Origin of the sequence: Pseudomonas sp. HB05, assembly GCF_016756915.1 — a bacterium.
GTDB lineage: Bacteria > Pseudomonadota > Gammaproteobacteria > Pseudomonadales > Pseudomonadaceae > Aquipseudomonas > Aquipseudomonas alvandae.
The window spans coordinates 185,124-208,948 of the sequence record NZ_JAESPG010000006.1 but is presented as its reverse complement, the minus strand read 5'-3'; the positions used below and the strand labels follow the sequence as shown (position 1 = coordinate 208,948).

The window sequence follows — 23,825 nt, the reverse complement described above, 5'->3', positions numbered from 1 at the left end:
CCGGCACCGCCCCCCGCTCAGACCAGATGCAGATGGTTGTCCCAGAGCCCCGCCGGCAGGTCCAGCGGTTTTGCAACCAATTGTGATTGCCGGCAATCGTAATAGCGGCAACGCCCCTGGCCCGATGTCACGACGAAACCGTCGGCCACCGCGCCCACCCCGGCGCAATCCGGCAAAGGCGCGTCCAGGCGAACCTCGCCACTGTCCAGGTCCCAGATGAAAAAGCGATTGCCCCGTGGCGCCGTCAGGGCCACCAGGCGCAGTTCGCTGTGCACGGCGACGCTGGCGGTGTAGTGCCCCATGGCCTGCAACTGATGTTCGGGCACCGGGAACGCCTGGAAAGGTTGGCCCGGTCGCTTGATTGCCAGCAGTTCCGACGGCTCATGTGCGGCGCCCATGAATTGCTGGCCGGAGACGATGGTCCCGTCGCTGGCGATGCCCAAATGGCGCACGCTGTTCATCTGCTGGGCGAGGGTTTCCTTGCTCAGCAGCGTGCCATCGCGCTGCATCAACACCAGGCTCGGCTCCATGGCGTCAAGGTTCATTTCGACCCGACTTTCGGCCTCGGTGCGAATGCCGCCGTTGGCAACGACCAATGTCTCGCCGTCGGGCATCCATGACACTTGGTGGGGGCCAATGCCGTGGGTGGAGATTTCGCCGCTGTGGACCAGCCGCTCGCCTTCGAAACGATACACGCCCAGCAGGCCGCGCCCCGGGTCGCGGGTGTCGTTCTCTGTGGCGTACAACCACTCGCCACTCTTGTGGATCACCGCGTGACCGTAGAAATGCCGGTTCGGCAACGAGGCGATGGTCTGCAGCAGCGCCCCGTCGCGCAGGTCGATGAGATAGCTTTCGGTGCCTGGACGGCGGGCAACGAACAGCGCGATCGGCAGCGTCGGGTGGTTGATGATGTCATGGCAACGCTGGCCGACCCGGGTGGCGAACACCCGGGTGCCGTCCAGTCGATAGCCGACGGCGAAGTGATTGCCATCGCCATCGTCCCGTGCTGAAAGCAGTAGCGCACGCTTGTCCTTTTGCTTGAACAGCGTCCAGCCGCCCAGGGTAACGGCACCCAGCAGCATGCTGCCGAGTGCCAGAGCCTGACGTCGAAACATGATCAGTCACCGTCGTTGGCGTTGAAGCCCAGTTGAATGCCTAGCGCCTTGGCCAGTTCGCCCTCGTGCAGGCGATGGACGACGTTGAGGCTGTCGTACAAATCGTTGAGTTGCTGGCGCCCGGCGTCGTCGTTGAGCATGTCGGTCAGTGAGCGCTGGCTGCTGGCGAACAGCTTCAACGAGGCATCGTAGGCAGCATCGATCTTGTCCGCCAATGGCTTCTGGTCGCTTGGCAGCAGACCGCGCAGGCCTTTGTTGTCGACGCCGACCCACACGGTCCTGGCGGCGCTCAGGCTGGCTTCCAGGCCTTGCAGTGACGATTGGCTGCGCCAGGCATCGGCCTGGAACGGTTGCGGCACGCCCTTGCTCTGGCGGCCCATTGGAGTGCCAAGTTTTTTCTTCAAGGTGTCCAGGGCAGTGACCTGGACCCGCAGCAGATCAGCGATTGCCTCGTGGGAATCGGCGTAGCGCTGGTTAGGAAACTTGCTCATCTGGGCGAGCATGCCGTCGTTGGTGTTCCAACGGGACAGGATCTCTTCGGCCAGTTGCTTCTGGCGTTCACCAATGGCGGTAAGCAGTGGGCAGTACTTGGCTTTCTGGGCGCTGTCGGCCATGTCGATCTTGGCGTCGAACAGCAGGTATTCGTAGGCGGAGAGCCCTTGCACGACAACACTGGATTTGGCCAGGCCGGCGGCGTCGATCTGCGGCTCGCTGTTGACCAATTGCTCGACCTGGCGGCCGACCAGGTTTTTCTTGTCCGGCCAGAACTGCACTTGCCAGGCGCGGTTGCCCTCGGCCAGTGGACCGATCAGCAGTGGTTGCAGTTCGGCCCAGGCTTTTTGTGCCTTGAGAAAGTCGGCGCGGGCGGTCTCCAGGGTTTCCTTGCCTTGGCAGAACGCCAAGGCACTGCTCGCCAATTGCCGGTCTGCCTCGACCCAGCGGCTGTAGGTCGGCAGGATCACTTGCTTGGCAATGGCAGCCGACGTGACCGCCTGGGGATCCTGGGGCGAGCAGGCGCCGAGGGCGATGGCGGCGAGGCTGGTGAACAACAGCTTGGGACGGAACATGTCGGGCTCCCGTTTCAGGAAATAACGTTAAAGGGAATTCAGGAAAGCCAACAGCGCAGCGCGCTGCTCGGCGTTGAAAGCCAAGACCTGTCGCTGTGCCGCCTGGGCCTCGCCGCCATGCCAGAGCACGGCTTCGAGGAGGTTGCGGGCGCGACCGTCGTGCAGGAACTGGGTATGACCGCTGACGGTTTCGGTCAGGCCGATACCCCATAACGGCGGAGTCCGCCAGTCGCGGCCGCTGGCCTGGAACTCGCTGCGGTTGTCAGCCAGGCCTTCACCCATGTCGTGCAGCAGCAAATCGGAGTAGGGGCGGATGACCTGGTTCGCCAGCTCCGGCTCGGCAGCGTTGGCGGACGTGGTGTATTGGGGGGTGTGACAGGACTGGCAACCCGCTTGGAAAAACAGATTCTTGCCCGCCAGCACTTGGGGCGAGTTCACGTCGCGACGGGCCGGCACGGCGAGGTTGCGGCTGTAGAACAACACCAGGCGCAGAATGTTGTCGCTGACCTCCGGCTCGCCCTTCGGACCGTTGCCGTTGGGCGCGCGCTTGCAATCGACCTGGGCCTCGGTGCAATCGTCGAACGGACGCAGGCTGGTCGTCAGGCCCATGTCGCCGGAAAACGCATGGACGTTCTGTTGATTGAGGTTCGGCTGCCCGGCCTTCCAGCCGAAACGCCCCGGCACGGTCTTTTGCTGGATATCGTCCCAGACCCTGTTCGGACGGCCAGCAATACCGTTTTTGTCCCGTGCCTGAGCCTGCGCATTCGCCAGGATGGCGTCGTCGGGGATGGCCTCGAGCAAACCCAGGCCGATCATCGGCGGTGCGACGCGGGCCGAAAAACGCGTGTCGGGGTGCATCGGGCCATAACCCAGCTGGGTAATCTGCAGGTTCGGCTTGCGCAGTTCCACGACGGTGCCGTCGTTGAAACGCACCGGGACTGGCGAGTAATCGACCCGCACCTTGCCTTCCGGCGCAACGCCTGGCACGGACATGTCTTGCAATTGCCCGCCGTAGGTCGGTTCCGGCACGACGCCGAGCTGTTCGATGACCTTCGCGTAGGGTGGCGCGTCCGGAATCGACAGGCGCACCAGCATCGATACCGCGCTGGTTGCGTCTGGTGCGGGCGGGTGGCCGCGACCGTCCTTGATATGACAGTTCTGACAGGCATTGGTGTTGAACAAGGGACCGAGGCCATCGCGGGCAGTCGTCGTCGAAGGAGCGATCACCCAAGGGCTGCGGAAGAAACTGTTGCCGACGCTGAAATCCACGCGCCGCGAGGGCGGCAGGTTGGCCGAAGGCAGGGAAAAGGCATTCTGGTCGGCCTTGCGTACCGTCGCGTTGCCACCGGACTTGGCTTCGCCGGGCTCGGCCTGGGTGAAACGCGGGGCGTCATCGCAGGCACTCAGGCCCAAGGCCAACAGCAGAGCGCATAAGCGAAGAGGCAACGACGGCATTGGAAATCCTGCGGGACGAGTGAAACGCGGGCGCAAAGTCTAACAGGGCGGGGCGGTTTGAATAAGAGGAATTATCGTTTGGTTTGATCGGGGCGCTTGATTTCCTGTGGCGAGGGAGCTTGCTCCCGCTGGGTTGCGAAGCAGCCCCAAAACCAGGCGCCGCGGTGCAACAGGTAAATCCCGCCAACCAGTTTGCGACTGCTGCGCAGCCGAGCGGGAGCAAGCTCCCTCGCCACGGGGTTCACTGTTGGTCTGTAGGGGGGACTACTGCCCCCGGCACCAACGGCAATTCCAGCGTCGCGATGAACCCGCCCTCGGGATGGTTGGCCAATACCAGCGCTCCGCCGTGGCGTTCGGCTGCGCGGCGGGCGATCGCCAGGCCCAGGCCATGACCGGCAGTGGTCTGGCCGGGCGCGCGATAGAACGGTTCGCCCAGTTGGCCCAGATGCTCGGCCTCGACGCCCGGCCCGTGATCGCGCACGCTGACCAGGATTCGCTCCCCCTGGCGCACCGCGCGCATTTCGACGGGCTGCCCGTCCGGACTGAAGCGCTGGGCGTTGCGCAACAAATTGTCCACGGCACGCTCGATCATCGTCGGCCAACCCTTGAGGGCCAGGTTCGGCTCGGTTTCCAGCTGCACGATTTGCTCCGGCGAAGCCATCTGGGCATCTTTTTGTAGATTGATCAGTAGCCCGTTGAGATCGACCTCTTCGGCACTGGCGTTGTCGGCATCGACGCGAGCCAGGACCAGGATTTCACTGATCAGCGCTTCCAGTCGATCACACTCACGCGTCAGTCGCGGCCAGAGTTTTTCGCGCTCCTCGGGGCTCGCGCGCTCCGCCAGTGCCAGGGCGATGCGCAGCCTGGCCAGGGGCGAGCGCAATTCGTGGGAAACGTCGCGCAGCAGTTGGCGCTGGCTGGCGATCAGGCTTTGCAGGCGCGCGCCCATGCGATTGAAATCCGTGGCCAGCACACCAAATTCGTCCCGTCGGTTGGCCAGCTTGGCTAGGCTGTTCTGCTGATAGGCCGCTTGCCCCAGGTCATGCACCGCGCCGCGCAGTCGGCTCAGCGGACGGGTGATGGAAAGGGTCACCAACAGGCTGAACAAGGTCAGTACTACCAGGGCAATCGCTAGGGCACTGAGGGGCCAGAGCAAGCTGCCGCGGTGCCAGGCGTCCAATTCGGGGTGGGGGATGCGGTAGATGAACAGGTACGTGTCGCCGGTCTTGGCGCTGGTGAACTCGTCGGTCAGGCGCCGCCAGGGCAGGCGTCGGTCGTCGTTGTTCTGGCGCGCCTCGAACGCGGCGGCACGGTGCGGAAAGGTGCCGCGCACCACCGGGTCGCCACTTTCGTTGAGCACTTGGACGTCGATGTGATACTGGCGCTTGCGCTGTTGGAGGATGGCCTGCGCGGCGTCTTCGCCCTGGCTTTCGTAAGTCTGCGTCCACTCTTCGGCCAGGGTATTGAGGCCTGGATGACGGCTGAGGATCCAGGCGTCCTGGTTCAGCATGTGGCCCATCAGAATCGAAAGTCCCGCCACCAGAGCGATGGCCAGCCAGAAACTGGCCAGGACGCGCCAGAACAATGAACGCACGGATTTATCCTCGAAAACAAAGAAAGCCCAACGGCGGTGTGCCGTTGGGCTGGTGGTACTTCAGGGCATTATTGCGCTTTTTGCGGCTGTTGCGCTTTCCAGGCCTTGAATTCGGCCCACTCGGCCCGACGTTCGGCCTGCTTCTTCTGGATCGCGTCGAATTCTTTCTGTTGTTCCGGCTTCAACAGTGCGCGGATCTGCGCATCGACTTTTTGGTGCCGAGCCTCCCTTTCGTCCTGCATGGCTTTCTGGTCGGCTGGCGACAGCTTGGCCAGGTATTTGTCCACCAGTTCACGTTGTTCGTGGCGTTGTTCGCCCATGATCCGACGGATCTGCTGGCGTTGCTCGTGGCTCAGGTCCAGTTGGCTGTAGGGACCTCTGTCATGCATCTGGCCACCGTGGCGCGGGCCGTCCATCGGGCCCATCGGGCCAGGACCTTCGGGCATGGCCATGGCGACGGTCGGCAGGGCTGCGGCGAACATCAGGGCGGTGAGGGTCTTGCGCATGGTGTTTCTCCTTGTCTCGTTCCCGGTCAGTTCCGGATGTGTCCAGATTACGGAGATCAAGGTCAGCGGCGGTCAGGGGTGGGTAAAGCTTGGGTAAAGACGGTTTGGTGCGGACCTGACAAATCCAGCGGGCGAAGACTAATCCCCGTGGCAAGGGAGCTTGCTCCCGCTGGGCTGAAGCGGCCCCAAAGATCTTGCGGTTGCTGCGCAACCGAGCGGGAGCAAGCTCCCTCGCCACAGGGTGATCAGTGTTGCTCAAAGGCTGTAGTAATAACCCCGGCTACGCAGCGCCACGATCCGTGGCCGGCCATCGGGGTGGGGGCCGATTTTCTTGCGCAGGTTGCTCACGTGCATATCGAGGCTGCGGTCGTACAGGGTCAGCTTGCGGCCCAGGGCGAGCTGCGCCAGCTCCTGCTTGTCCAACGGCTCGCCCGGTTGCTTGAGCAGCGCTTCGAGCAGGCGGCTTTCGGACACCGTGAGGGTTTGTTCCTGCTCGTCGATGCTGACGACGCCGCGTACCGGGCTGAAGGTCAGGTCGCCCAGTTCGATCTGGCTGGACACGGCCGTCGGGTGGCTGCGCCGCAGCACGGCGCGCAGGCGGGCGGTCAGTTCCCGTGGGTCGCAGGGTTTGGCCAGGTAATCATCGGCGCCCAATTCCAGGCCGAGGATGCGGTCCAGCGGCTCGCCACGGGCCGAGAGCATCAATACCGGCAGCTCCGGATGATCGTTGCGCAATTGCTTGAGCAATTCCAGGCCGCTGCCGTCGGGCAGCATCACATCCAGCACCACCGCCGCCGGGGCGGTTTCGGCCAGGGCCTTGCGGGCGCTCAGGCCATCGTGGCAAGCGCGGACCTGGAAACCTTCCTGGCCCAGCCAACTGCCGAGGAGCTCACACAGCTCCTGGTCATCATCTATCAGTAACAGCTCGCTCATGACTCACTCAATTTAGCCATTGCCGACGTTGTCTACGTCCACCGCTGGCAAAGATACCGCAGAGCAGGGCCAATAGCGCTACCCCGGCGCCCACCACGAACCATTGCTGCTGATCGGTCAGCAGGCGTGGCAGGGGATTGGCCTGGGCTTCCTTGAGCTGCAATTTCAAGCGCTGGTTTTCCTGGCGCAACCGTCCCACCAGCGCGCTTTCGCGTTCGCCGTTGGTGTTCTGTAATTGTTGGGTGAGCTCTTCACGCATGCGCTCGCTGTCTTTCAAGCGTTGCTGCAATTCGGCGATCTGGCCGCCTGCGCTCAGCGACAAGGGCGTCGAATGGCCGGCTTCGGAGGTTTCCTCGCCATGGGCGGGCGCCCCGATCGCCAACGTGACCAACAACAGGCACAACGGACCTTTGCGCATTGCAGCTCCTGAATTCCAATCGAGATTTAGCAGATTAGACAGGTTGTCGGCAGGCGGACGAGAACAATGAGCCATTGAGCGCAATGAGCCAGGAAGGCTCATCGCGCCGGGGAAATTTACGGCAGGACTTGCTTGAACGGCTTGACCTCGACATTGGCATAGACGCCAGCTGTCACGAACGGGTCGGCCTTGGCCCAGGCTTGTGCGGCGGCCAGGGACTCGAACTCGGCCACGATCAGGCTGCCGGTAAAACCGGCGGCGCCTGGGTCGTTGCTGTCCACCGCCGGATGGGGACCGGCCAGCACGATGCGGCCTTCGGCCTTGAGCTGTTGCAGGCGCTCCAGGTGCTCAGGGCGGGCAGCCAGGCGTTTTTCCAGGGAGTTGGCGACGTCGGTGGCGATGATGGCGTAGAGCATGTCAGTCCTCGGTTTTTGGCGTGGTGGGGTCGGCATCGTGCAGGTGACGGGACAGGTAGATGCCCTGGCCAATCAGGAACAGCAACGTCATGCCCAGGCTGCCGAACACCTTGAAGTCGACCCAGTATTCCTGGAACGTGAACGCAACGAACAGGTTGGCGGCGCCACAGAACAGGAAAAACGCTATCCAGGCGATGTTCAGGCGGGTCCAGATCAGCTCGGGCAGGTTGATGGCGTGGCCCATGATGCGCTTGATCAGCAGGCGGTCGCCGATGAAGTGGCTGCCGATGAAGGCCAGGGCGAACAGCCAGTTGACCACCGGGGCTTTCCATTTGAGGAACGTCTCGCTATGGAAGGCCAGGGTCAGGCTACCGAATACAAGGCAGGCGATCAGGGTCAGCCACTGGCTCTTCTCCAGCTTGCGCTGGGAGATGAACAGCGCGCCGTAGACCACCAGGGAACTGATGATCAGCACCGCGGTGGCGCTGTAGATACCGCCTACAGTCAAGGAGTGGCCGGCGATATCGACGGTCCGGGGATCAAGTTTGTAGACGATGAAAAACAGCAGGAGCGGGATGAAATCGATGAATTGTTTCACAGTGGCAGCCAGGAGCAGGATGTGGCGGCATAATAACAAACATCCTTGGCCGCGATAGGGCCAGCTGATTTGAGGTAACAAAGTCCCGTGAATGTTGATTTGCACTGCCATAGCACGGCCTCCGATGGGGCCCTGGCGCCTGCGGTTCTGGTGGCGCGGGCGTTCGAGCACGGCGTGCGAGTCCTGGCCCTGACCGATCACGATACCCTCGAAGGCCTCGACGAGGCCCGCAGTGCCGCGACCGCGCTGGGCATGCAGTTGGTCAACGGGGTCGAGCTGTCCTGTACCTGGGGCGGGGCGACCATTCATGTATTGGGCTACGGTTTTGATGTGACGGCACCGCCCTTGGTCCAGGCCATCGCCGAGTTGCGCGATGGTCGTTGGCTGCGCTCCGAGGAGATCAGCCGCAAGCTCGCCCTCAAGGGCATGCCCGGTGCGCTGGAAGGGGCCCGGCAGATCCAGCAGGAATTGGGCGACAGCGGCAACGCGCCGGCCCGGCCGCATTTTGCCGACTGGATGGTGCGCGAAGGTTTCGTCAAGGACCGCGCCGAAGCCTTCCGCAAATGGCTGGGGGCCGGCAAGCTGGGGGACGTCAAGCAGCACTGGCCGACACTCGAGGAGACGGTCGGGACACTGCGGGCCGCCGGCGCCTGGATCAGCCTGGCGCATCCCTGGCACTACGATTTCACCCGCAGCAAGCGCCGCCGCCTGATAGCCGACTATATTCAAGCAGGGGGCCATGCCATCGAAGTGGTCAATGGCCATCAGCCGGCCGAGCAGGTCGGCAGCCTGGCGATCCTCGCCCGGGAGTTTGGATTGCTGGTGAGCGCCGGCAGCGATTTCCATGGCCCGGGGGGCTGGTCCGAGATAGGCGAATATCGCCCGTTGCCGGAAGATCTGCCACCACTATGGTGTAGATTCAAACATGATCCCGTTATCGCCGCCGTCTGAACAGGTAGAACACGTGAGTCAATTTTTCCAGATTCATCCGGAAAACCCGCAAGCGCGCCTGATCAAACAGGCCGTGGAAATCATCCGTGGCGGTGGCGTGGTGGTTTATCCCACCGACTCGTCCTACGCCATCGGTTGCCAGATCGGCGACAAGAATGCCGTCGAGCGAGTCAGACGCCTGCGTCAGCTGGATGACAAGCACAACTTCGCACTCATCTGCAGCGATCTTTCGCAGTTGGGGCTGTTCGCCAAGATCGATACCGGCACTTTCCGCCTGCTCAAGGCCCATCTACCGGGCCCTTATACTTTTATCCTGAATGCCACCCGGGAAGTCCCGCGGCTGTTGTTGCATCCCAAAAAACGCACCATCGGCCTGCGCGTGCCGAGCCACCCCATTGCCTTGGCGCTACTGGCGGAGCTGGGGGAGCCTTTGATGAGCGTGACGCTGATCATGCCCGGCGAGACCGATCCGCTGACTGACCCCTACGAAATCCGCCAGATGCTCGAACATCAGGTCGACCTGATCATCGACGGCGGTTTCGGTGGCATGAAGGCCTCCACGGTGATCAATCTGGCCGACGGCGAGCCGCAGGTGGTGCGCGTCGGCTGCGGCGACCCGACGCCGTTCATGGTCGAGGCCTGAATGTCCGTTGTGGAGACCGCCGTCGACAGCGTGGACAGCCAGGCTGGCGCGCAACAGGAGCTGCCCTTCGCGATGGTCTATGGCCAGGCGGTCATGGAAATGCCCCTGGACCTGTACATTCCGCCGGATGCGCTGGAGGTTTTCCTTGAAGCCTTCGAAGGTCCGCTCGACCTGCTGCTGTATCTGATCCGCAAACAGAACATCAATATCCTCGACATTCCCGTGGCGGAAATCACCCGCCAGTACATGGGCTACGTCGAGCTGATGCAGTCGGTGCGCCTGGAGCTGGCGGCGGAATACCTGGTGATGGCGGCCATGCTTGCCGAAATCAAGTCGCGCATGCTGCTGCCGCGCTCGGCCGAAGTCGAGGAGGAAGAAGACGATCCTCGGGCGGAGCTGATCCGCCGCTTGCAGGAATACGAGCGCTTCAAGGTGGCCGCCGAGGGCATCGACGGCCTGAGCCGGGTCGGGCGCGATGTGGTGGTGCCCAAGCTCGATGCCCCCGAGGCGCGGGCACGCAAGTTGCTGCCGGACGTGAGCCTGGAAGAGTTGCTGATGTCCATGGCCGAGGTCCTGCGCCGGGGCGATATGTTTGAAAGCCACCAGGTCAGTCGCGAGGCACTGTCGACCCGCGAGCGCATGAGCGATGTGCTGGAACGGCTCAAGGGCGGCGGCTTCGTCCCCTTCGTCGAGCTGTTCACCGCCGAGGAAGGGCGGCTGGGCGTGGTGGTGACGTTTATGGCGATCCTGGAATTGGTCAAGGAATCCTTGGTCGAGCTGGTGCAGAATGAGCCGTTCGCAGCGATCCACGTGCGAGCCCGAGCCGAATAACGAGCAAATCAATGAATCTGACTGAACCCCGCGAGCTGGCCCCCTTGCTTGAAGCCTTCCTGTTGGCCTCGGGAAAGCCACAATCGATGGAGCGTCTGTTCGAACTCTTCGAAGAAGGCGAGCGGCCCGAGCCGGCCGTGTTCAAGAAAGCCCTGACATTGCTGGGAAAATCCTGCGAGGGTCGGGCTTTCGAGCTCAAGGAAGTGGCATCCGGGTACCGCCTGCAAATCCGTGAGAAGTTTGCCCCGTGGGTCGGGCGCCTGTGGGAAGAACGGCCGCAGCGCTATTCCCGGGCGCTGCTCGAAACCATGGCGCTGATCGCTTATCGCCAGCCGATCACTCGCGGCGAGATCGAGGATGTGCGCGGCGTGGCGGTCAACAGCAACATCGTCAAGACCTTGCTGGAGCGCGAGTGGATTCGCGTCGTCGGTTATCGCGACGTACCGGGCAAGCCGGCGATGTTCGCCACCACCAAGGCCTTTCTCGATCACTTCAACCTGAAGAATCTCGACGACCTGCCGCCGCTGGCGGAACTGCGGGAGTTGGAACCCGAGCCGATGCTGGAATTCGACGACGCTCCGGTGCCCCAGGGCTTGCAGGAACTGGCCGACGCCAGTGCCGAGCCTGAGGAGCCGAAGGAAGAGACCAGTTTCCATTCGTTGCTGCTGGAACTGGACACGATGGAGGAGGGCTTGAAGACCGACTTCGACGACCTGCTGCGTGAGGAGCCGGGCCTCGAAGAAGAAGCGGATGAACCGACGCCGCTCAGTGAAATCGAGCCCGAGCCGGAGGAGGACATCCTTGGCGTCGCCGAAGCCCGGGAAAAATTGCTGGCCGCCGTCGCCGCCCTTGCGCCGCCTGAGCCCGAACTGAGCGATGAAGAGGCCGAGGCCCGCGCCCTGGCTGAAGCGATCGAAAACGAACGGCGCCAGTTCGACGATTGAGTCTATCGACTGACACACCGCTGTCCCCTGTGGGAGCGAGCCTGCTCGCGAAAGCGTCAGGTCAGTCAGCATTAATATTGACTGATATACCGCTTTCGCGAGCAGGCTCGCTCCCACAATAGTCCTGCGCTGAATGCAAAGCTCCTGGAAACCCAAGATCCCTGTGGGAGCGAGCCTGCTCGCGAAAGCGGTGGATCAGCTTGCGGTGATGTTGGATGTGCCGACGTCTTCGCGAGCAAGCTCGCTCTCACAATAGTCCTGCGCTGAATGCAAAGCTCCTGGACACCCAAGATCCCTGTGGGAGCGAGCCTGCTCGCGAAAGCGGTGGATCAGCTTGCAGTGATGTTGGATATGCCGGCGTCTTCGCGAGCAGGCTCGCTCCCACAAAGTCTTGGTGGGTCAGTGATCGTGGACTGTCACGCGATTGCGTCCGGTTTTCTTCGACGTGTACAACGCCTGGTCGGCCCGAGCGATCAGTTCGGCATGGTCGTTCGCCGGCGCACTAAGGTCGGCCACGCCCAGGCTGATGGTGAAACGGATGTCCTGGCCGTTGTACTGCACCAACAAGTGCTCGACGGCCTGTCGCAAGCGTTCGGCGAAAATCCGTGCGCCGGCCCGGTCGGTGTCCGACAGCACCACGCCGAACTCCTCGCCGCCGTAACGCCCGGCCACGTCGGACTCGCGAGCATGCTCGCGCAGCAGTTGGGCGAGCTGCTCGATGACTTTGTCGCCGGCCTGGTGGCCGTAGGTGTCGTTGACGTGCTTGAAGTGGTCGATGTCCAGCATCACCAGGCTCAGCGCATTGCCGTAGCGCTGGTGTCGGGCGTACGCGGCCTTCAAGCTGCCTTCCCAATGGCCGCGGTTGTACAGGCCCGTCAGGCGATCGGTACTGGAAAGCAGCTGCAGCTGAGCATTGGCAGCCTGGATCTGATGGCGATTGGTGGCGACATCGGTGACGTCGTAGATCACCAGGCAGATGTGGTTGATGCGGTTGTCCGGCGAGCGCAGCGGCAGCAGCGTGGTGTTCTGGTACATGAACTCTTCCTGGCCGGTGATCGGCTGGTAGCTCTTGAAGCGCATCAAGTACGGGCGCTGCTCCCAGACGGTGAACGCGGGCGTGCCCAGGGTCGCGACGCTTTCCACCTTGCGGCTGAACCACTGGCGGTCGATTTCCGGGAACAGGCTGAAGAAATTCCGGTTCTGGGCGTCCTTGGGCTGGACCCCGGAGCGGTTCTCCATGAAGGTGTTCCAGACTTGCACGCGGTACTCGCGGTCGAGCACCACCACGCCGACGTCGATGCTTTGAACGATGGCCAGCAACCAGTGGAATTCGTTCAGATCGATGGATTCGTTCATGGCTCAGTTCATCAGGTAGGCGAGTTTGTGGGTCAGCCGCTCGATGGAGTCTTCCGTGAACAGCAGCAACAGATCGAACCGGATGTTCTGCCCTTCCAGGCTGTAGCTGATTTCCACCGCCAAGGTCTTTTTCCAACGGACGCGGTTCGTCTGGATCAGTTCTTCGATAGCCGCATGCTGGCCAAGAATCTGCGGATGGCCCTGGGAAAAAATCACATCGATCTGCTCGGCAATGCTGCTCAGGCACGCGCCGATCAGGATGCTCGACAGGTCCACCAACATTTCCAGGTCAGAGTAATCGGCGCTCTGGCGCTGCATCAGTTGCGCGATGTCGGCAATCTCCGAGTCATGGAAGATCAGCAGGGCTTCGCCAGCGATGCCGCTGCCGATGAATCCCTGGCAGATGGCCGTGAGTTGCTGGGAGTTGCCGACGTCGTTCAAGGCCATGTGCAATTCGCCCACCTCGAGAACGTTGACGTTCGGCACTGGCAGTTGCACGAAGACCCCCAGCACCTTGGCAATCAGCGCCGCCGCCTGGCCGATGGCAACGTTGACCGTTTCGCGAAACGCGTCCTGGAAGCTGATGGTCGCGTTCGACGCCGGCCGGTTCTGCAGCGGCGTCTTGCCGGGTTGGGTCAGCAGTCCCAACCGGTTGAGGGTCTGGCGCAGTTCGTTTTCGTCGAACGGTTTTTTCAGGAAGGCCAAGGCGCCCAGTTCATGGACGCGGCGCACGGCCTCGTCCTGGACGTCCCCTGAAATCACGATGACTTGCGCCGTGAGGCCCTCGGCGCGCAAGGCGCTCAAAACCTGGTAGCCGTCCATCTCCGGCATGGTCAGGTCGAGCAGTACTACGTGGCCCAGGCCCTGGCGTATGGCATCCATGGCCTGGCGGCCATTGACCGCCTCGGTGACTGAAACCGGCCAGTCTTGCGGCAGCGCACGCAGCACTTGCTTGCGCGCCATGGTGGAGTCGTCACACACAACCAGGGGAATCAACGGCACTGGCATGCCCAACGACGTTCAACTGTGGGGAAGGTCCTTCGTACATCACTCATAGGCGGCAGTGGCCCTCTGATTAACGAATGGAATGCAATTTGTAGCTTCTTTTAAAAACTGGACCATTAAGTCAAAGGCGTCAAATGCACTTCGTCATTTAACGCAATCGTGTCGGGCTCACCCCAAGACGCTGCTTGAACGTCGTTGCCATGTGTGCCTGTGAGCTGAAGCCGCAGGCGTGGGCGATTTCTGCGAGGGTCGCCGAGGAGTCTCGTATCAGCGCCCGGGCCTTGGCCAGGCGTCGGTCGATCAGGTAGCCGTGGGGGCTTTTACCGGTCGCGATCTTGAAGGCCCGCATGAAATACCCCTCGGATAATCCCAGCAGTTGCGCCATGGCTCGCACGCCCAACGGTTGGTCGAGGCCGGCATCGATGAACTCATCCAGCAGACGCATGCGGCTGTCGGTGATAGAGCCTTGGGGCCGTGCCGACAGGGCTTTTTCCGATGCTGCGCGTTCAGCCAGCGCGTGGGCCCAGGCTTCCCAATCGTCGTCGAACGAGCCGAGCAGCAGCGCACGACGCATGCGTTGCGCGAGGGCGATGGCGCGCGGGTCGATGCGGTTGTTGAAGGCTCGATCGCCCGCCAACACGACGCCGTCGGTGCGCATCACCCGCAGGTATTCACCGCCGTGGGGCGACTCGGAATACACATCACACTGGGCCGGGACGAACGCCAGGCCGTTGGGCATCGCATTGAAAGGCAGTACCCGATCACTGCCGATGGCGTGCTGGCCGCGCTGGCTGTCGAAGGCAAAGCCGATCGCCGCCTGGGTCGCGACGTATCGGGCCGCGTAGGCGCTGCCGGGGAGCAATTCGATCAACCACGGGCCGGCCTCGATGCGACGGGTCGATTCAGTCGGGCGTGGTGGCTGGGGGCGGTTTCGATGGCTCATGGTGTCCATAGTAGTGAAGGGGCGGCATAAAAGTCAGGTCGGTTTTTTGAAAGCCTGGGTTCGATGACCCTGCCTAGACTGGGCAAAACCACAGGAGACCGACCATGCACACATTGACGTACGACGATATCGAACAAGCGACTCGCCAGGTCTATCAGGTCATGCCCGCCACCGCGCAGTATGCCTGGCCCTTGCTGGCGCAGCGGTTGGGTTGCACGGTGTGGGTCAAGCATGAAAACCACACCCCGACGGGCGCGTTCAAGGTGCGCGGCGGCATCACCTTCATGCAGTGGCTCAAGCGCGAGCATCCGCACGTGAACGGGATCGTCACCGCGACCCGGGGCAACCACGGCCAGAGCCTGGCGCTGGCGGCCAGCGCGGCGGGGCTGCGGGCGTTGATCGTGGTGCCGGAGGGCAACTCGATCGAGAAGAACAAAGCCATGCGCGGCTTCGGCGGCGAGGTGGTCGAATATGGCCGCGATTTTGACGAGGCCCGGGAAGAGGCGGCGCGCCTGGCGCAAACCCATGGGCTCTATCTCGTACCACCGTTTCACCCCGAGCTGGTCAAGGGCGTCGCCACCTATGCGCTGGAGTTGTTCAAGGCTGCGCCTGACCTGCACACCGTCTACGTGCCGATTGGCTGTGGCTCGGGAATCTGCGCGGTCATCGCCGCCCGCGATGCCCTCGGCTTGCAGAGCCAAATCGTGGGCGTGGTCTCCACCGAGGCGATGGCGGCGAAACGATCGTTTGAAGCGGCTGAAATCCACGAAACCCCCTCGGCCAATACCTTCGCCGACGGTCTCGCTGTGCGCAAGCCGATTCCAGAAGCCTTCGCCATCTATAGCGCCGGGGCGGCGCGGATCGTAGCGGTCAACGATGAGGAGATTGCCGAGGCCATGCGCGTCTATTACACCGACACCCACAATCTGGCCGAAGGTGCCGGGGCCGCGGCGTTGGCAGCGCTTATCCAGGAGCGCGCGGAGATGGAGGGGAAAAAGGTCGGGGTGATTCTGTCCGGTGGCAATGTCGACAGGTCGGTGTATGCGCGGGTGATCGGGTAGCTGCGGTATGGCGGTTTATCGAAGCAACTGTCGGTCAGCTTGTGACTTAATCTTAATTTGGTCATAAGTTGTCAACCCTCCTTGGGATGCGTAAGCTGCCCCCATGAACCAGCCATCGATAGCACCGCCCAGCGCCCGCGGCCCAGCCGATCACGAAATTCGTGACCAGATCATCGCGGCTGCCCACGAACATTTCAGCCAGTACGGCTTCGGCAAGACCACGGTTTCCGACCTGGCCAAGGCCATCGGATTTTCCAAGGCGTACATCTACAAGTTCTTCGACTCCAAGCAGGCAATTGGCGAAGCCATCTGCTCCAATTGTCTGTCGACGATCGTCGACGCCGTGGACAAGGCCATCAATGAAGAAGGAATTTCGGCGACCGAGCGTTTTCGTCGGCTGGTCAAGACCTTGGTGGTTACCGGGGTGAGCCTGTTCTTCAACGACCGGAAGCTCTACGACATCGCGGCCTTCTCTGCTTCGGAACGCTGGCCCAGCTCCCGCGTCTACGACGCCAGGATCAAGGAATTCGTGTTGCAGATCATTCGCGAGGGCCGCGAACTCGGTGAGTTTGAACGTCGCACGCCACTGGACGAAACCGTGGATGCCATCCACTTGACCCTGCGGCCTTTCGTCAATCCGTTATTGCTGCAGCACAGCCTGGACTTCGTCGAAGAGGGCCCAGCGCTGACCGCCAATCTTATTTTGCGCAGCCTGATGCCCTGAGGCTTCGACTGACGGTGCGTCCATGCGGTCCTAAAGCAGATTGAACAGAAGCGTGACCATTTTGTGTGATGGTCACGCTTGTGGCTACGGATTCGTTCTCAAGTCTGTTTTGCAGTCAGGACGCTCCACGCTCACCGAGTCGCCAGCGAACCTTCCCCTGGCGACTGCCAACCACCGCCAAGCGCCCTGAATGCCGCGACCGCTGCACGTGCCGATTCCGTTCGCGCCTGCGCCCGGGTATCGGAGGTGCGCAACAGCGTCTCGTCGGCATTGAGCACATCGATCAGGCTCGCGGTGCCTTTCTGATAGGCGACGAAGGATGACTGGCGGGCCTCGCTCAAGGATGTTTCGCCTTGGGTGAGGGTGGTTGCCTGGGCTTCGCGATTGACCAGGGCGCTGAAGGCATTTTCGACGTCTTCGGTGGCGCGCAGCACGGATTGGCGATAAGCGGCCAGCGCTTCGGCTTCCTGTCCCTTGGCCTGGTCGATCCGGGCGTTGATGCGGCCAAAATCGAACAGCCTCCAACGCAGGCCCAGCACGCCCGCCGACTGGCTGGCGCCGCCACTGAACAGGTTACCGCTCGATACGGCCGTGGCGCTGCCGAGCAGGGCGCTCAGGGAGAACTTCGGATAGTACTCGGCGACGGCTTCGCCGATGCGAGCATTGGACGCCGCCAGGCGGCGCTCGGCGACGATGAGGTCTGGCCGGCGGCGCAGCAGGTCCGCAGGGGTTCCCATGGCAGTGACTTGCGGCGCAAGGGGAATCTCGCGGCGCTCGGCCAGTTGTGGTCGATGAGTGCCGGGCGGCGTGCCGAGCATGACATCCAGGGCGTTCATCGCTGCATCCAACCCGGTCTGCAGGACCGGTACCGTTGCCTGGACTTGTGCCAATTGCCCCTCGGCCTGGCGAACCTGATAACTGGCAGCAAGGCCCTTTTCATAGAGCAACTGGACTTTTTCCAGCAGGTCTTGCTGCGTCCTGACCTGTCGGTTGGCAATGTCCAGCCGGGCCTGCAATCCACGAACCGTGATGTAGGTATCGGCGACTTGCGCGGCGATGGCCAGTCGTGTGGCGACAGCGCCTGCCTCGGAAGCCTGGTAATCGGCCAGCGCCGCTTCGCGTCCGCGCCGCAGGCCACCAAAGGCGTCTATCTCCCAACTGGCGCCGAGGTTGAGCTCGTAGGAACTTCCGTATCGATCATAGCCAGGCGTGGAATCCAGCACCTGGCCGAGCGGCGTCTCGACCGATTGGTAGGCGCGCGCGGCCTGGCCGTTGATGTTGCCCGAGGGCAGTAAAGCGGCGTTCGCCGCACCCAGTCCCGCCCGAGCCTGCATCACCCGCGCAGATGCCTGCGCCAGATCCAGGTTCTGTTCCAATGCCTGGACGACGAAGCCGGCAAGCATGGGGTCGCCAAAGCTTTCCCACCAGGCAATCAAATCGGCCTGGCTGGTCGAGGACCGCTGTTCGACCGAAGGTTGGCCCAGGTACCGACTCGAAAGCGGGGCGACCGGACGATGGTAGTCCGGGCCGACTGCGCACCCTGCCATCAAGCAGGTGCCCAGTAGAAGAGCAAGTGGGCGGAGGGGAGGCATGGCGTTTCCTTGGGGGACGTAGATTGTGACCATATTACGGTATGGTCACATCCTGTCAATCGTGCTCGTTAAGGCGTCGATGGGATTCATGATAATGGAGGTCCCGGTAACAAGGGATCCTTGGAAGGGAGGTAAATTGGCTGGTTTGTGACGATTGACAGAAATGGTCACGAGAATGAGAATGCGCTCTCCATCCTGTCCGTTCAAGAAAGGGATCCTATGCTCCGGCGTCGACCTGTCACCCTTGCCGCTTGCCTGTTGCCTCTCGTCCTGACGGGGTGTGGCGAGTCATCCACCGAGAAAGATCCCCGCACGGCGGCGCCCTTGGTGAGGGTGGCCGAAGTATTGGGTTCCCCCGAGATCTCACGTTCCTTCACCGGCGTAGTCACGGCCCGGGTCCAGAGCGACCTGGGCTTTCGCGTGTCGGGCAAGGTGCTGGAGCGCCTGGTCGATACCGGCCAGACCGTCAAGCGCGGGCAACCGCTGATGCGCCTGGACCCTATCGATCTCGGCCTGCAGGCGCGGGCCCAGGAAGAGGCTGTCGCCGCCGCCCGGGCCAGGGCCAAGCAGACCGCCGACGATGAGGCTCGTTATCGGGAACTGGTCGCCGCCGGCGCCATCTCTGCCTCGGGCTACGACCAGATCAAGGCCGCCGCCGATACTGCAAAGGCACAGCTCAGCGCGGCCCAGGCCCAGGCCGATGTGGCCCGCAACGCTTCCGGCTACGCCGTGCTGCTCGCCGACGCCGATGGCGTGGTGATGGAGACATTGGCCGAGCCCGGGCAAGTCGTTGCCCCAGGACAAATCGTGGTTCGACTGGCGCGGGCCGGTCAACGCGAAGCCGTTGTGCAATTGCCCGAAACGCTGCGGCCCGCCCCGGGGGCCACTGCGCAGGCAACGCTGTATGGCAACGCTTCGCAAGTGGTCAGCGCGAAGTTGCGGTTGCTGTCGGATTCCGCCGACCGCGTGACGCGTACCTTTGAGGCGCGGTATGTATTGGAGGGCGCGCTGGGCAATGCGCCGCTGGGTTCGACCGTCACGCTTCGGATCGCCACGGGCGCTCGGCAAGGGCAGGTGCTGCAAGTACCGATTGCCGCCGTGCATGATGCAGGCAAGGGCACCGGCGTCTGGGTTATCACGGGTGAGCCGGCGAAAGTCGCCTGGCGCCCCGTCCAGGTCCTCGGCTTGAGCGACGATGCCGCGCAGGTCTCCGGCGACTTGAGAATGGGTGAGCGGATCGTCGCGCTGGGCACGCATCTGTTGCACGAAGCCGAGGCGGTGAATGTGGCTCCTCCGGGCGACGTCAAGGTTGCGGGGAATCACCCATGAGCTTCAACCTGTCCGCGCTCGCCGTTCGCGAGCGCTCCATCACCGTTTTCCTGTTGTTCCTGATCGCCGTCGCGGGTGTCCTCGCGTTCTTCCAGTTGGGCCGCGCCGAGGATCCACCGTTCACGGTCAAGCAACTGACGGTCATCACGGCCTGGCCGGGCGCGACGGCCCAGGAGATGCAGGACCAAGTCGCCGAACCGCTGGAAAAACGCCTGCAGGAATTGAAGTGGTACGACCGCACGGAAACCTACACCCGCCCCGGACTTGCCTTCACCATGGTGTCGCTGGTCGATCGCACGCCGCCGTCGCAGGTGCAGGAAGAGTTCTACCAGGCGCGCAAGAAACTGGCCGACGAGGCGATCAAGCTGCCGGCGGGTGTCATCGGGCCGATGGTCAACGACGAGTTTGCCGACGTGACCTTCGCGTTATTCGCGCTGAAAGCCAAGGGCGAGCCGCAGCGCTTGCTGGTGCGCGATGCCGAGGCGTTGCGCCAACGGTTGCTGCACGTACCGGGCGTGAAGAAGGTCAACATCATTGGCGAGCAGGCCGAACGGATCTTCGTGTCGTTTTCCCATGATCGCCTGGCGACCCTCGGTGTTTCGCCCCAGGATATTTTCGCCGCCCTCAACAGCCAGAACATGCTCACACCCGCCGGCTCCATCGAAACCGCCGGGCCGCAGGTTTTCCTGCGCTTGGACGGTGCCTTCGACAGGCTGCAGAAGATTCGCGACACGCCGGTCACGGTCCAGGGGCGCTCGCTGAAACTGTCGGACGTGGCCACCGTCGAGCGCGGTTATGAAGACCCGGCCTCATTCCTGGTGCGCAGCGGCGGCGAAGAGGCGCTGCTGCTGGGCGTCATCATGCGCGAGGGCTGGAATGGCCTGGACCTGGGCAAGGCGCTGGACGCCGAGACGGGCAAGATCAACGAGGGCATGCCGCTGGGCATGACCTTGAGCAAAGTCACCGACCAGTCGGTGAACATCGACTCCGCGGTCGGCGAGTTCATGGTCAAGTTCTTCGTCGCGCTGCTGGTGGTGATGATCGTCTGCTTCCTCAGCATGGGCTGGCGCGTCGGTGTGGTGGTCGCGGCGGCTGTGCCGTTGACGTTGGCCGTGGTGTTCGTGGTCATGGCTGCCACCGGCAAGAATTTCGACCGCATCACCCTCGGCTCGCTGATTCTCGCGCTCGGGTTGCTGGTGGACGACGCGATCATCGCCATCGAAATGATGGTGGTGAAGATGGAGGAGGGCTACGACCGGATCAAGGCCTCCGCCTATGCCTGGAGCCACACCGCCGCGCCGATGCTCTCCGGCACGCTGGTGACCGCCATCGGCTTCATGCCCAACGGCTTCGCGCAGTCGACCGCCGGCGAGTACACCAGCAACATGTTCTGGATCGTCGGCATTGCCCTGATCGCTTCCTGGGTGGTCGCGGTGGCCTTCACGCCGTACCTGGGCGTGAAACTGTTGCCCGATATCAAGCAGGTCGAAGGCGGCCACGCAGCCATCTACAACACCCGCCATTACAACCGCTTCCGCCAGGTGCTGACGCGGGTCATCGCGCGCAAATGGTGGGTGGCCGGTACGGTGATCGCGACATTCGTGGTGGCGATCCTCGGCATGAGCCTGGTCAAGAAACAGTTCTTCCCGACCTCGGACCGGCCGGAGGTGCTGGTGGAAGTGCAGATGCCGTACGGCACCTCCATCGAGCAGACGAGCGCCACCACTGCCAAGGTCGAGGCCTGGCTGCATCAGCAGGAAGAGGCTCGGATCGTCACAGCTTATATCGGCCAAGGCGCGCCGCGTTTCTACCTGGCGATGGCGCCGGAACTCCCCGATCCGTCGTTTGCGAAGATTGTCGTGCTGACGGACAGCCAGGAGGCGCGCGAAGCCCTCAAGTTCCGCCTCCGCCAAGTGGTCGCCGATGGGCTCGCGCCCGAGGCGCGGGTGCGGGTGACGCAACTGGTGTTTGGCCCGTACTCACCGTTCCCGGTGGCGTATCGGGTGATGGGGCCCGACCCTTCGAAGCTGCGCGAGATCGCCAGCCAGGTCCAGGGCATCATGCAGGCGAGCCCGCTGATGAGGACCGTCAACACCGACTGGGGACCCTTGGTGCCGACCCTGCATTTCAACCTGGACCAGGACCGTTTGCAGGCCGTGGGGCTGACCTCCAACGCGGTCGCCCAGCAGTTGCAATTCCTGCTCACCGGCGTGCCGATCACCGCGGTTCGCGAGGACATCCGTTCGGTGCAGGTGGTCGGCCGTGCCGCGGGGGACATCCGCCTCGATCCGGCCAAGATCGAAGGCTTCACCCTGGTGGGCGCGACGGGCCAGCGTGTTCCGCTGTCCCAGGTCGGCGAAGTCGATGTGCGCATGGAGGACCCGATCCTGCGCCGTCGTGATCGCACCCCGACCATGACCGTGCGCGGCGACATCGCCGAGGGCTTGCAACCACCGGACGTCTCCAGCGCGATCATCAAGCAATTGCAGCCGGTGATCGACAGCCTGCCCGCCGGTTACCGGATCGAGCAGGCGGGCGCGATCGAGGAGTCGGGCAAGGCCGGTAAGGCCATCGTGCCGCTGGTGCCGATCATGGTCGCGATGACGTTGCTGATCATCATCCTGCAGGTCCGTTCGATCTCGGCCATGATCATGGTGTTCATGACCGCGCCGCTGGGGCTGATCGGCGTGGTGCCGACGTTGCTGATCTTCAACCAGCCCTTCGGTATCAACGCGCTGGTCGGCCTGATCGCTTTGTCGGGGATCCTGATGCGCAATACGCTGATCCTGATCGGGCAAATCCATCACAACGCCAGCGAAGGTCTCGATCCGTTCCACGCGGTGATCGAAGCCACGGTGCAGCGGGCGCGGCCGGTGCTGCTCACGGCGCTGGCGGCGATCCTGGCGTTCATTCCCCTGACGCACTCGGTGTTCTGGGGCACGCTGGCCTACACCCTGATCGGCGGCACGTTCGTCGGCACCATCATGACGCTGGTGTTCCTGCCAGCGATGTATTCCATCTGGTTCAAGATCCGTCCTGAGACGAAGAGGGCTTCATGAAAAATCGCGAAGGTCAAAAACGCATCGTCGTCACCGGCGTTGGCATGGTCGGACCGCTGGGCTGCGTTGTCGAAGAGGTCTGGAAGCGGTTGCTGGCCGGGCATTCCGGCATTCGCAACCTGTCCGCGGATGTCATCGAAGGCACGGGCGTCGCCGTGGGCGGGCAGGTGCCAACGCTGGAAGAGGATGGTGTCGCCGGTTACGACCCGGAGCGCCTTATCGCGCCCAAGGATCGCAAGAAGATGGACCGTTTCATCGAGTTCGCCCTGGTGGCGGCTCACGAAGCCCTGGAGCAGGCGGGCTGGCATCCGGTCGAAGCCGTCGATCAGGAGCGGACCGCCACGATCATCTCCTCGGGCGTCGGTGGTTTCGCCACGATTGCCGATGCGGTGCGCACCACCGATGCGCGCGGTCCGCGGCGGTTGTCGCCGTTCACCGCGCCGGCTTTCCTGGCCAACATGGCGGCGGGGCAGGTCTCCATCCGGCATGCTTTCAAGGGGCCGCTCGGTGCGCCGGTCACGGCGTGCGCTGCTGGCGTACAAGCCATTGGCGACGCCGCCCGGCTGATCAGGAGTGGCGAGGCGGACATTGCCATCTGCGGTGGCACCGAGGCGGCGATCGATCGTGTGACCCTGGGCTGTTTCGCCGCGGCCCGGGCGCTGTCCACGGGATTTGCCGAGCGTCCGCAAGAGGCCTCGCGGCCGTTCGATCGAGATCGCGACGGCTTCGTCATGGCCGAAGGTGCCGGGTTGCTGGTGATCGAGTCACTGGAACACGCCCTGGCCCGTGGCGCCAAGCCGTTGGCAGAACTGGTGGGTTATGGCACCAGCGCCGATGCCTATCACCTCACCGCAGGTCCGGAAGATGGCAACGGCGCCCGCCGCGCCATGGAGCAGGCGTTGCGCCAGGCGAATATCAGTCCCGCCGAGGTGCAACACATCAATGCCCATGCGACATCCACCCAGGTCGGCGATGCCGGTGAGTTGGCGGCGATTCGTGCGGTGTTCGGGGCAGGCGCGGGCGTGGCAATTACGTCGACGAAATCCGCCACCGGCCATTTGTTAGGCGCGGCGGGCGGCATCGAAGCGATTTTCACGGTCTTGGCGCTACGCGATCAGGTCGTGCCGCCGACGCTGAACCTTCACCATCCCGATGAGACGGCCAACGGGCTCGACCTGGTCGGCCTGAAGGCGCGGAAAATGCCGATCACCCATGCGTTGTCGAATGGGTTCGGCTTCGGTGGTGTCAATGCCAGCGTGTTGTTCCGTCGTTGGGAAGACTGACG

The 23,825-nt window shown here is 63.1% G+C and carries 22 protein-coding genes; 9 read left to right on the top strand and 13 right to left on the bottom strand.

Going from position 1 to position 23,825, the window contains the following annotated elements; genetic code table 11:
- Window positions 1-17 precede the first annotated feature (17 nt).
- The 9 genes from JMN22_RS09065 to JMN22_RS09025 form a co-directional block, all read right to left on the bottom strand.
- Window positions 18-1,115, bottom strand: coding sequence for a DUF1513 domain-containing protein (locus tag JMN22_RS09065; protein ID WP_030142506.1), 1,098 nt, complete (start codon window positions 1,113-1,115; stop codon window positions 18-20).
- A gap of 2 nt (window positions 1,116-1,117) precedes the next feature.
- The gene (locus JMN22_RS09060) at window positions 1,118-2,182 is read right to left on the bottom strand and encodes an imelysin family protein (protein ID WP_030142505.1); all 1,065 of its coding nucleotides are present in this window, start codon (window positions 2,180-2,182) and stop codon (window positions 1,118-1,120) included.
- A 27-nt stretch (window positions 2,183-2,209) separates the two neighbouring features.
- A complete protein-coding gene (locus tag JMN22_RS09055) occupies window positions 2,210-3,637 on the bottom strand; it encodes a di-heme oxidoreductase family protein (protein WP_198797936.1) in 1,428 nt (475 codons plus the stop codon).
- A 241-nt stretch (window positions 3,638-3,878) separates the two neighbouring features.
- Window positions 3,879-5,231 (bottom strand): sensor histidine kinase, encoded by a 1,353-nt coding sequence (locus JMN22_RS09050; protein ID WP_030142503.1) that lies wholly within the window; start codon window positions 5,229-5,231, stop codon window positions 3,879-3,881.
- A gap of 68 nt (window positions 5,232-5,299) precedes the next feature.
- Window positions 5,300-5,737 carry a Spy/CpxP family protein refolding chaperone gene (locus tag JMN22_RS09045; protein ID WP_030142502.1) on the bottom strand — a complete coding sequence of 146 codons (438 nt, stop codon included), beginning with the start codon at window positions 5,735-5,737 and terminating at the stop codon, window positions 5,300-5,302.
- A 255-nt stretch (window positions 5,738-5,992) separates the two neighbouring features.
- On the bottom strand, window positions 5,993-6,670 hold the full coding sequence (locus JMN22_RS09040; RefSeq protein ID WP_030142501.1) for a response regulator transcription factor: 678 nt from the start codon (window positions 6,668-6,670) through the stop codon (window positions 5,993-5,995).
- A 7-nt stretch (window positions 6,671-6,677) separates the two neighbouring features.
- Window positions 6,678-7,088, bottom strand: coding sequence for a translation initiation factor 2 (locus tag JMN22_RS09035; RefSeq protein WP_030142500.1), 411 nt, complete (start codon window positions 7,086-7,088; stop codon window positions 6,678-6,680).
- Between the two features lie 116 nt (window positions 7,089-7,204).
- Window positions 7,205-7,504 carry a YciI family protein gene (locus JMN22_RS09030; protein ID WP_030142499.1) on the bottom strand — a complete coding sequence of 100 codons (300 nt, stop codon included), beginning with the start codon at window positions 7,502-7,504 and terminating at the stop codon, window positions 7,205-7,207.
- Window position 7,505: 1 nt separating this feature from the next.
- Window positions 7,506-8,102, bottom strand: coding sequence for a septation protein A (locus JMN22_RS09025; RefSeq protein WP_030142498.1), 597 nt, complete (start codon window positions 8,100-8,102; stop codon window positions 7,506-7,508).
- 87 nt (window positions 8,103-8,189) lie between these two features.
- On the opposite strand from JMN22_RS09025, the gene JMN22_RS09020 reads away from it, so the two are divergent.
- From JMN22_RS09020 to scpB, 4 genes are all read left to right on the top strand, one after another.
- Window positions 8,190-9,053, top strand: a complete 864-nt coding sequence (locus tag JMN22_RS09020) for a PHP domain-containing protein (RefSeq protein ID WP_030142497.1) — start codon at window positions 8,190-8,192, stop codon at window positions 9,051-9,053.
- 13 nt (window positions 9,054-9,066) lie between these two features.
- Window positions 9,067-9,696: an L-threonylcarbamoyladenylate synthase gene (locus tag JMN22_RS09015; RefSeq protein ID WP_030142496.1), complete on the top strand. Its 630-nt coding sequence runs from the start codon at window positions 9,067-9,069 to the stop codon at window positions 9,694-9,696.
- A gap of 132 nt (window positions 9,697-9,828) precedes the next feature.
- Window positions 9,829-10,527, top strand: coding sequence for a segregation and condensation protein A (locus tag JMN22_RS09010; protein ID WP_187293367.1), 699 nt, complete (start codon window positions 9,829-9,831; stop codon window positions 10,525-10,527).
- An 11-nt stretch (window positions 10,528-10,538) separates the two neighbouring features.
- Window positions 10,539-11,471, top strand: coding sequence for an SMC-Scp complex subunit ScpB (gene scpB / locus JMN22_RS09005; protein ID WP_030142494.1), 933 nt, complete (start codon window positions 10,539-10,541; stop codon window positions 11,469-11,471).
- 399 nt (window positions 11,472-11,870) lie between these two features.
- Here scpB and JMN22_RS09000 read toward each other — a convergent pair whose 3' ends face one another.
- The 3 genes from JMN22_RS09000 to JMN22_RS08990 all read right to left on the bottom strand — a co-directional run bounded on the left by JMN22_RS09000 (window position 11,871) and on the right by JMN22_RS08990 (window position 14,775).
- Complete coding sequence (locus JMN22_RS09000) at window positions 11,871-12,827, bottom strand: sensor domain-containing diguanylate cyclase (RefSeq protein ID WP_198796734.1); 957 nt, start codon at window positions 12,825-12,827, stop codon at window positions 11,871-11,873.
- Between the two features lie 3 nt (window positions 12,828-12,830).
- The gene (locus tag JMN22_RS08995; RefSeq protein ID WP_198796735.1) at window positions 12,831-13,835 is read right to left on the bottom strand and encodes a response regulator; all 1,005 of its coding nucleotides are present in this window, start codon (window positions 13,833-13,835) and stop codon (window positions 12,831-12,833) included.
- A 145-nt stretch (window positions 13,836-13,980) separates the two neighbouring features.
- Entirely contained in the window at window positions 13,981-14,775 is a 795-nt protein-coding gene (locus JMN22_RS08990) for a helix-turn-helix transcriptional regulator (RefSeq protein ID WP_198796736.1), read from the bottom strand.
- A gap of 104 nt (window positions 14,776-14,879) precedes the next feature.
- Between JMN22_RS08990 and JMN22_RS08985 the strand changes: the two genes are divergently transcribed.
- Window positions 14,880-15,836 carry a threonine dehydratase gene (locus JMN22_RS08985; RefSeq protein ID WP_198796737.1) on the top strand — a complete coding sequence of 319 codons (957 nt, stop codon included), beginning with the start codon at window positions 14,880-14,882 and terminating at the stop codon, window positions 15,834-15,836.
- 103 nt (window positions 15,837-15,939) lie between these two features.
- Window positions 15,940-16,560 carry a TetR/AcrR family transcriptional regulator gene (locus JMN22_RS08980; protein ID WP_030141577.1) on the top strand — a complete coding sequence of 207 codons (621 nt, stop codon included), beginning with the start codon at window positions 15,940-15,942 and terminating at the stop codon, window positions 16,558-16,560.
- 131 nt (window positions 16,561-16,691) lie between these two features.
- Here JMN22_RS08980 and JMN22_RS08975 read toward each other — a convergent pair whose 3' ends face one another.
- The gene (locus JMN22_RS08975; protein ID WP_198796738.1) at window positions 16,692-18,152 is read right to left on the bottom strand and encodes an efflux transporter outer membrane subunit; all 1,461 of its coding nucleotides are present in this window, start codon (window positions 18,150-18,152) and stop codon (window positions 16,692-16,694) included.
- Between the two features lie 219 nt (window positions 18,153-18,371).
- Between JMN22_RS08975 and JMN22_RS08970 the strand changes: the two genes are divergently transcribed.
- Genes JMN22_RS08970 through fabF form a run of 3 tightly spaced genes read left to right on the top strand, consistent with a single transcriptional unit; the run spans window position 18,372 to window position 23,823 of the window.
- Window positions 18,372-19,481, top strand: a complete 1,110-nt coding sequence (locus JMN22_RS08970) for an efflux RND transporter periplasmic adaptor subunit (RefSeq protein ID WP_198796739.1) — start codon at window positions 18,372-18,374, stop codon at window positions 19,479-19,481.
- A complete protein-coding gene (locus tag JMN22_RS08965; RefSeq protein WP_030141574.1) occupies window positions 19,478-22,540 on the top strand; it encodes an efflux RND transporter permease subunit in 3,063 nt (1,020 codons plus the stop codon). Before JMN22_RS08970 ends, JMN22_RS08965 begins: the two co-directional genes overlap by 4 nt.
- Window positions 22,537-23,823: a beta-ketoacyl-ACP synthase II gene (gene fabF / locus JMN22_RS08960; protein ID WP_198796740.1), complete on the top strand. Its 1,287-nt coding sequence runs from the start codon at window positions 22,537-22,539 to the stop codon at window positions 23,821-23,823. Before JMN22_RS08965 ends, fabF begins: the two co-directional genes overlap by 4 nt.
- Window positions 23,824-23,825: the final 2 nt, after the last annotated feature.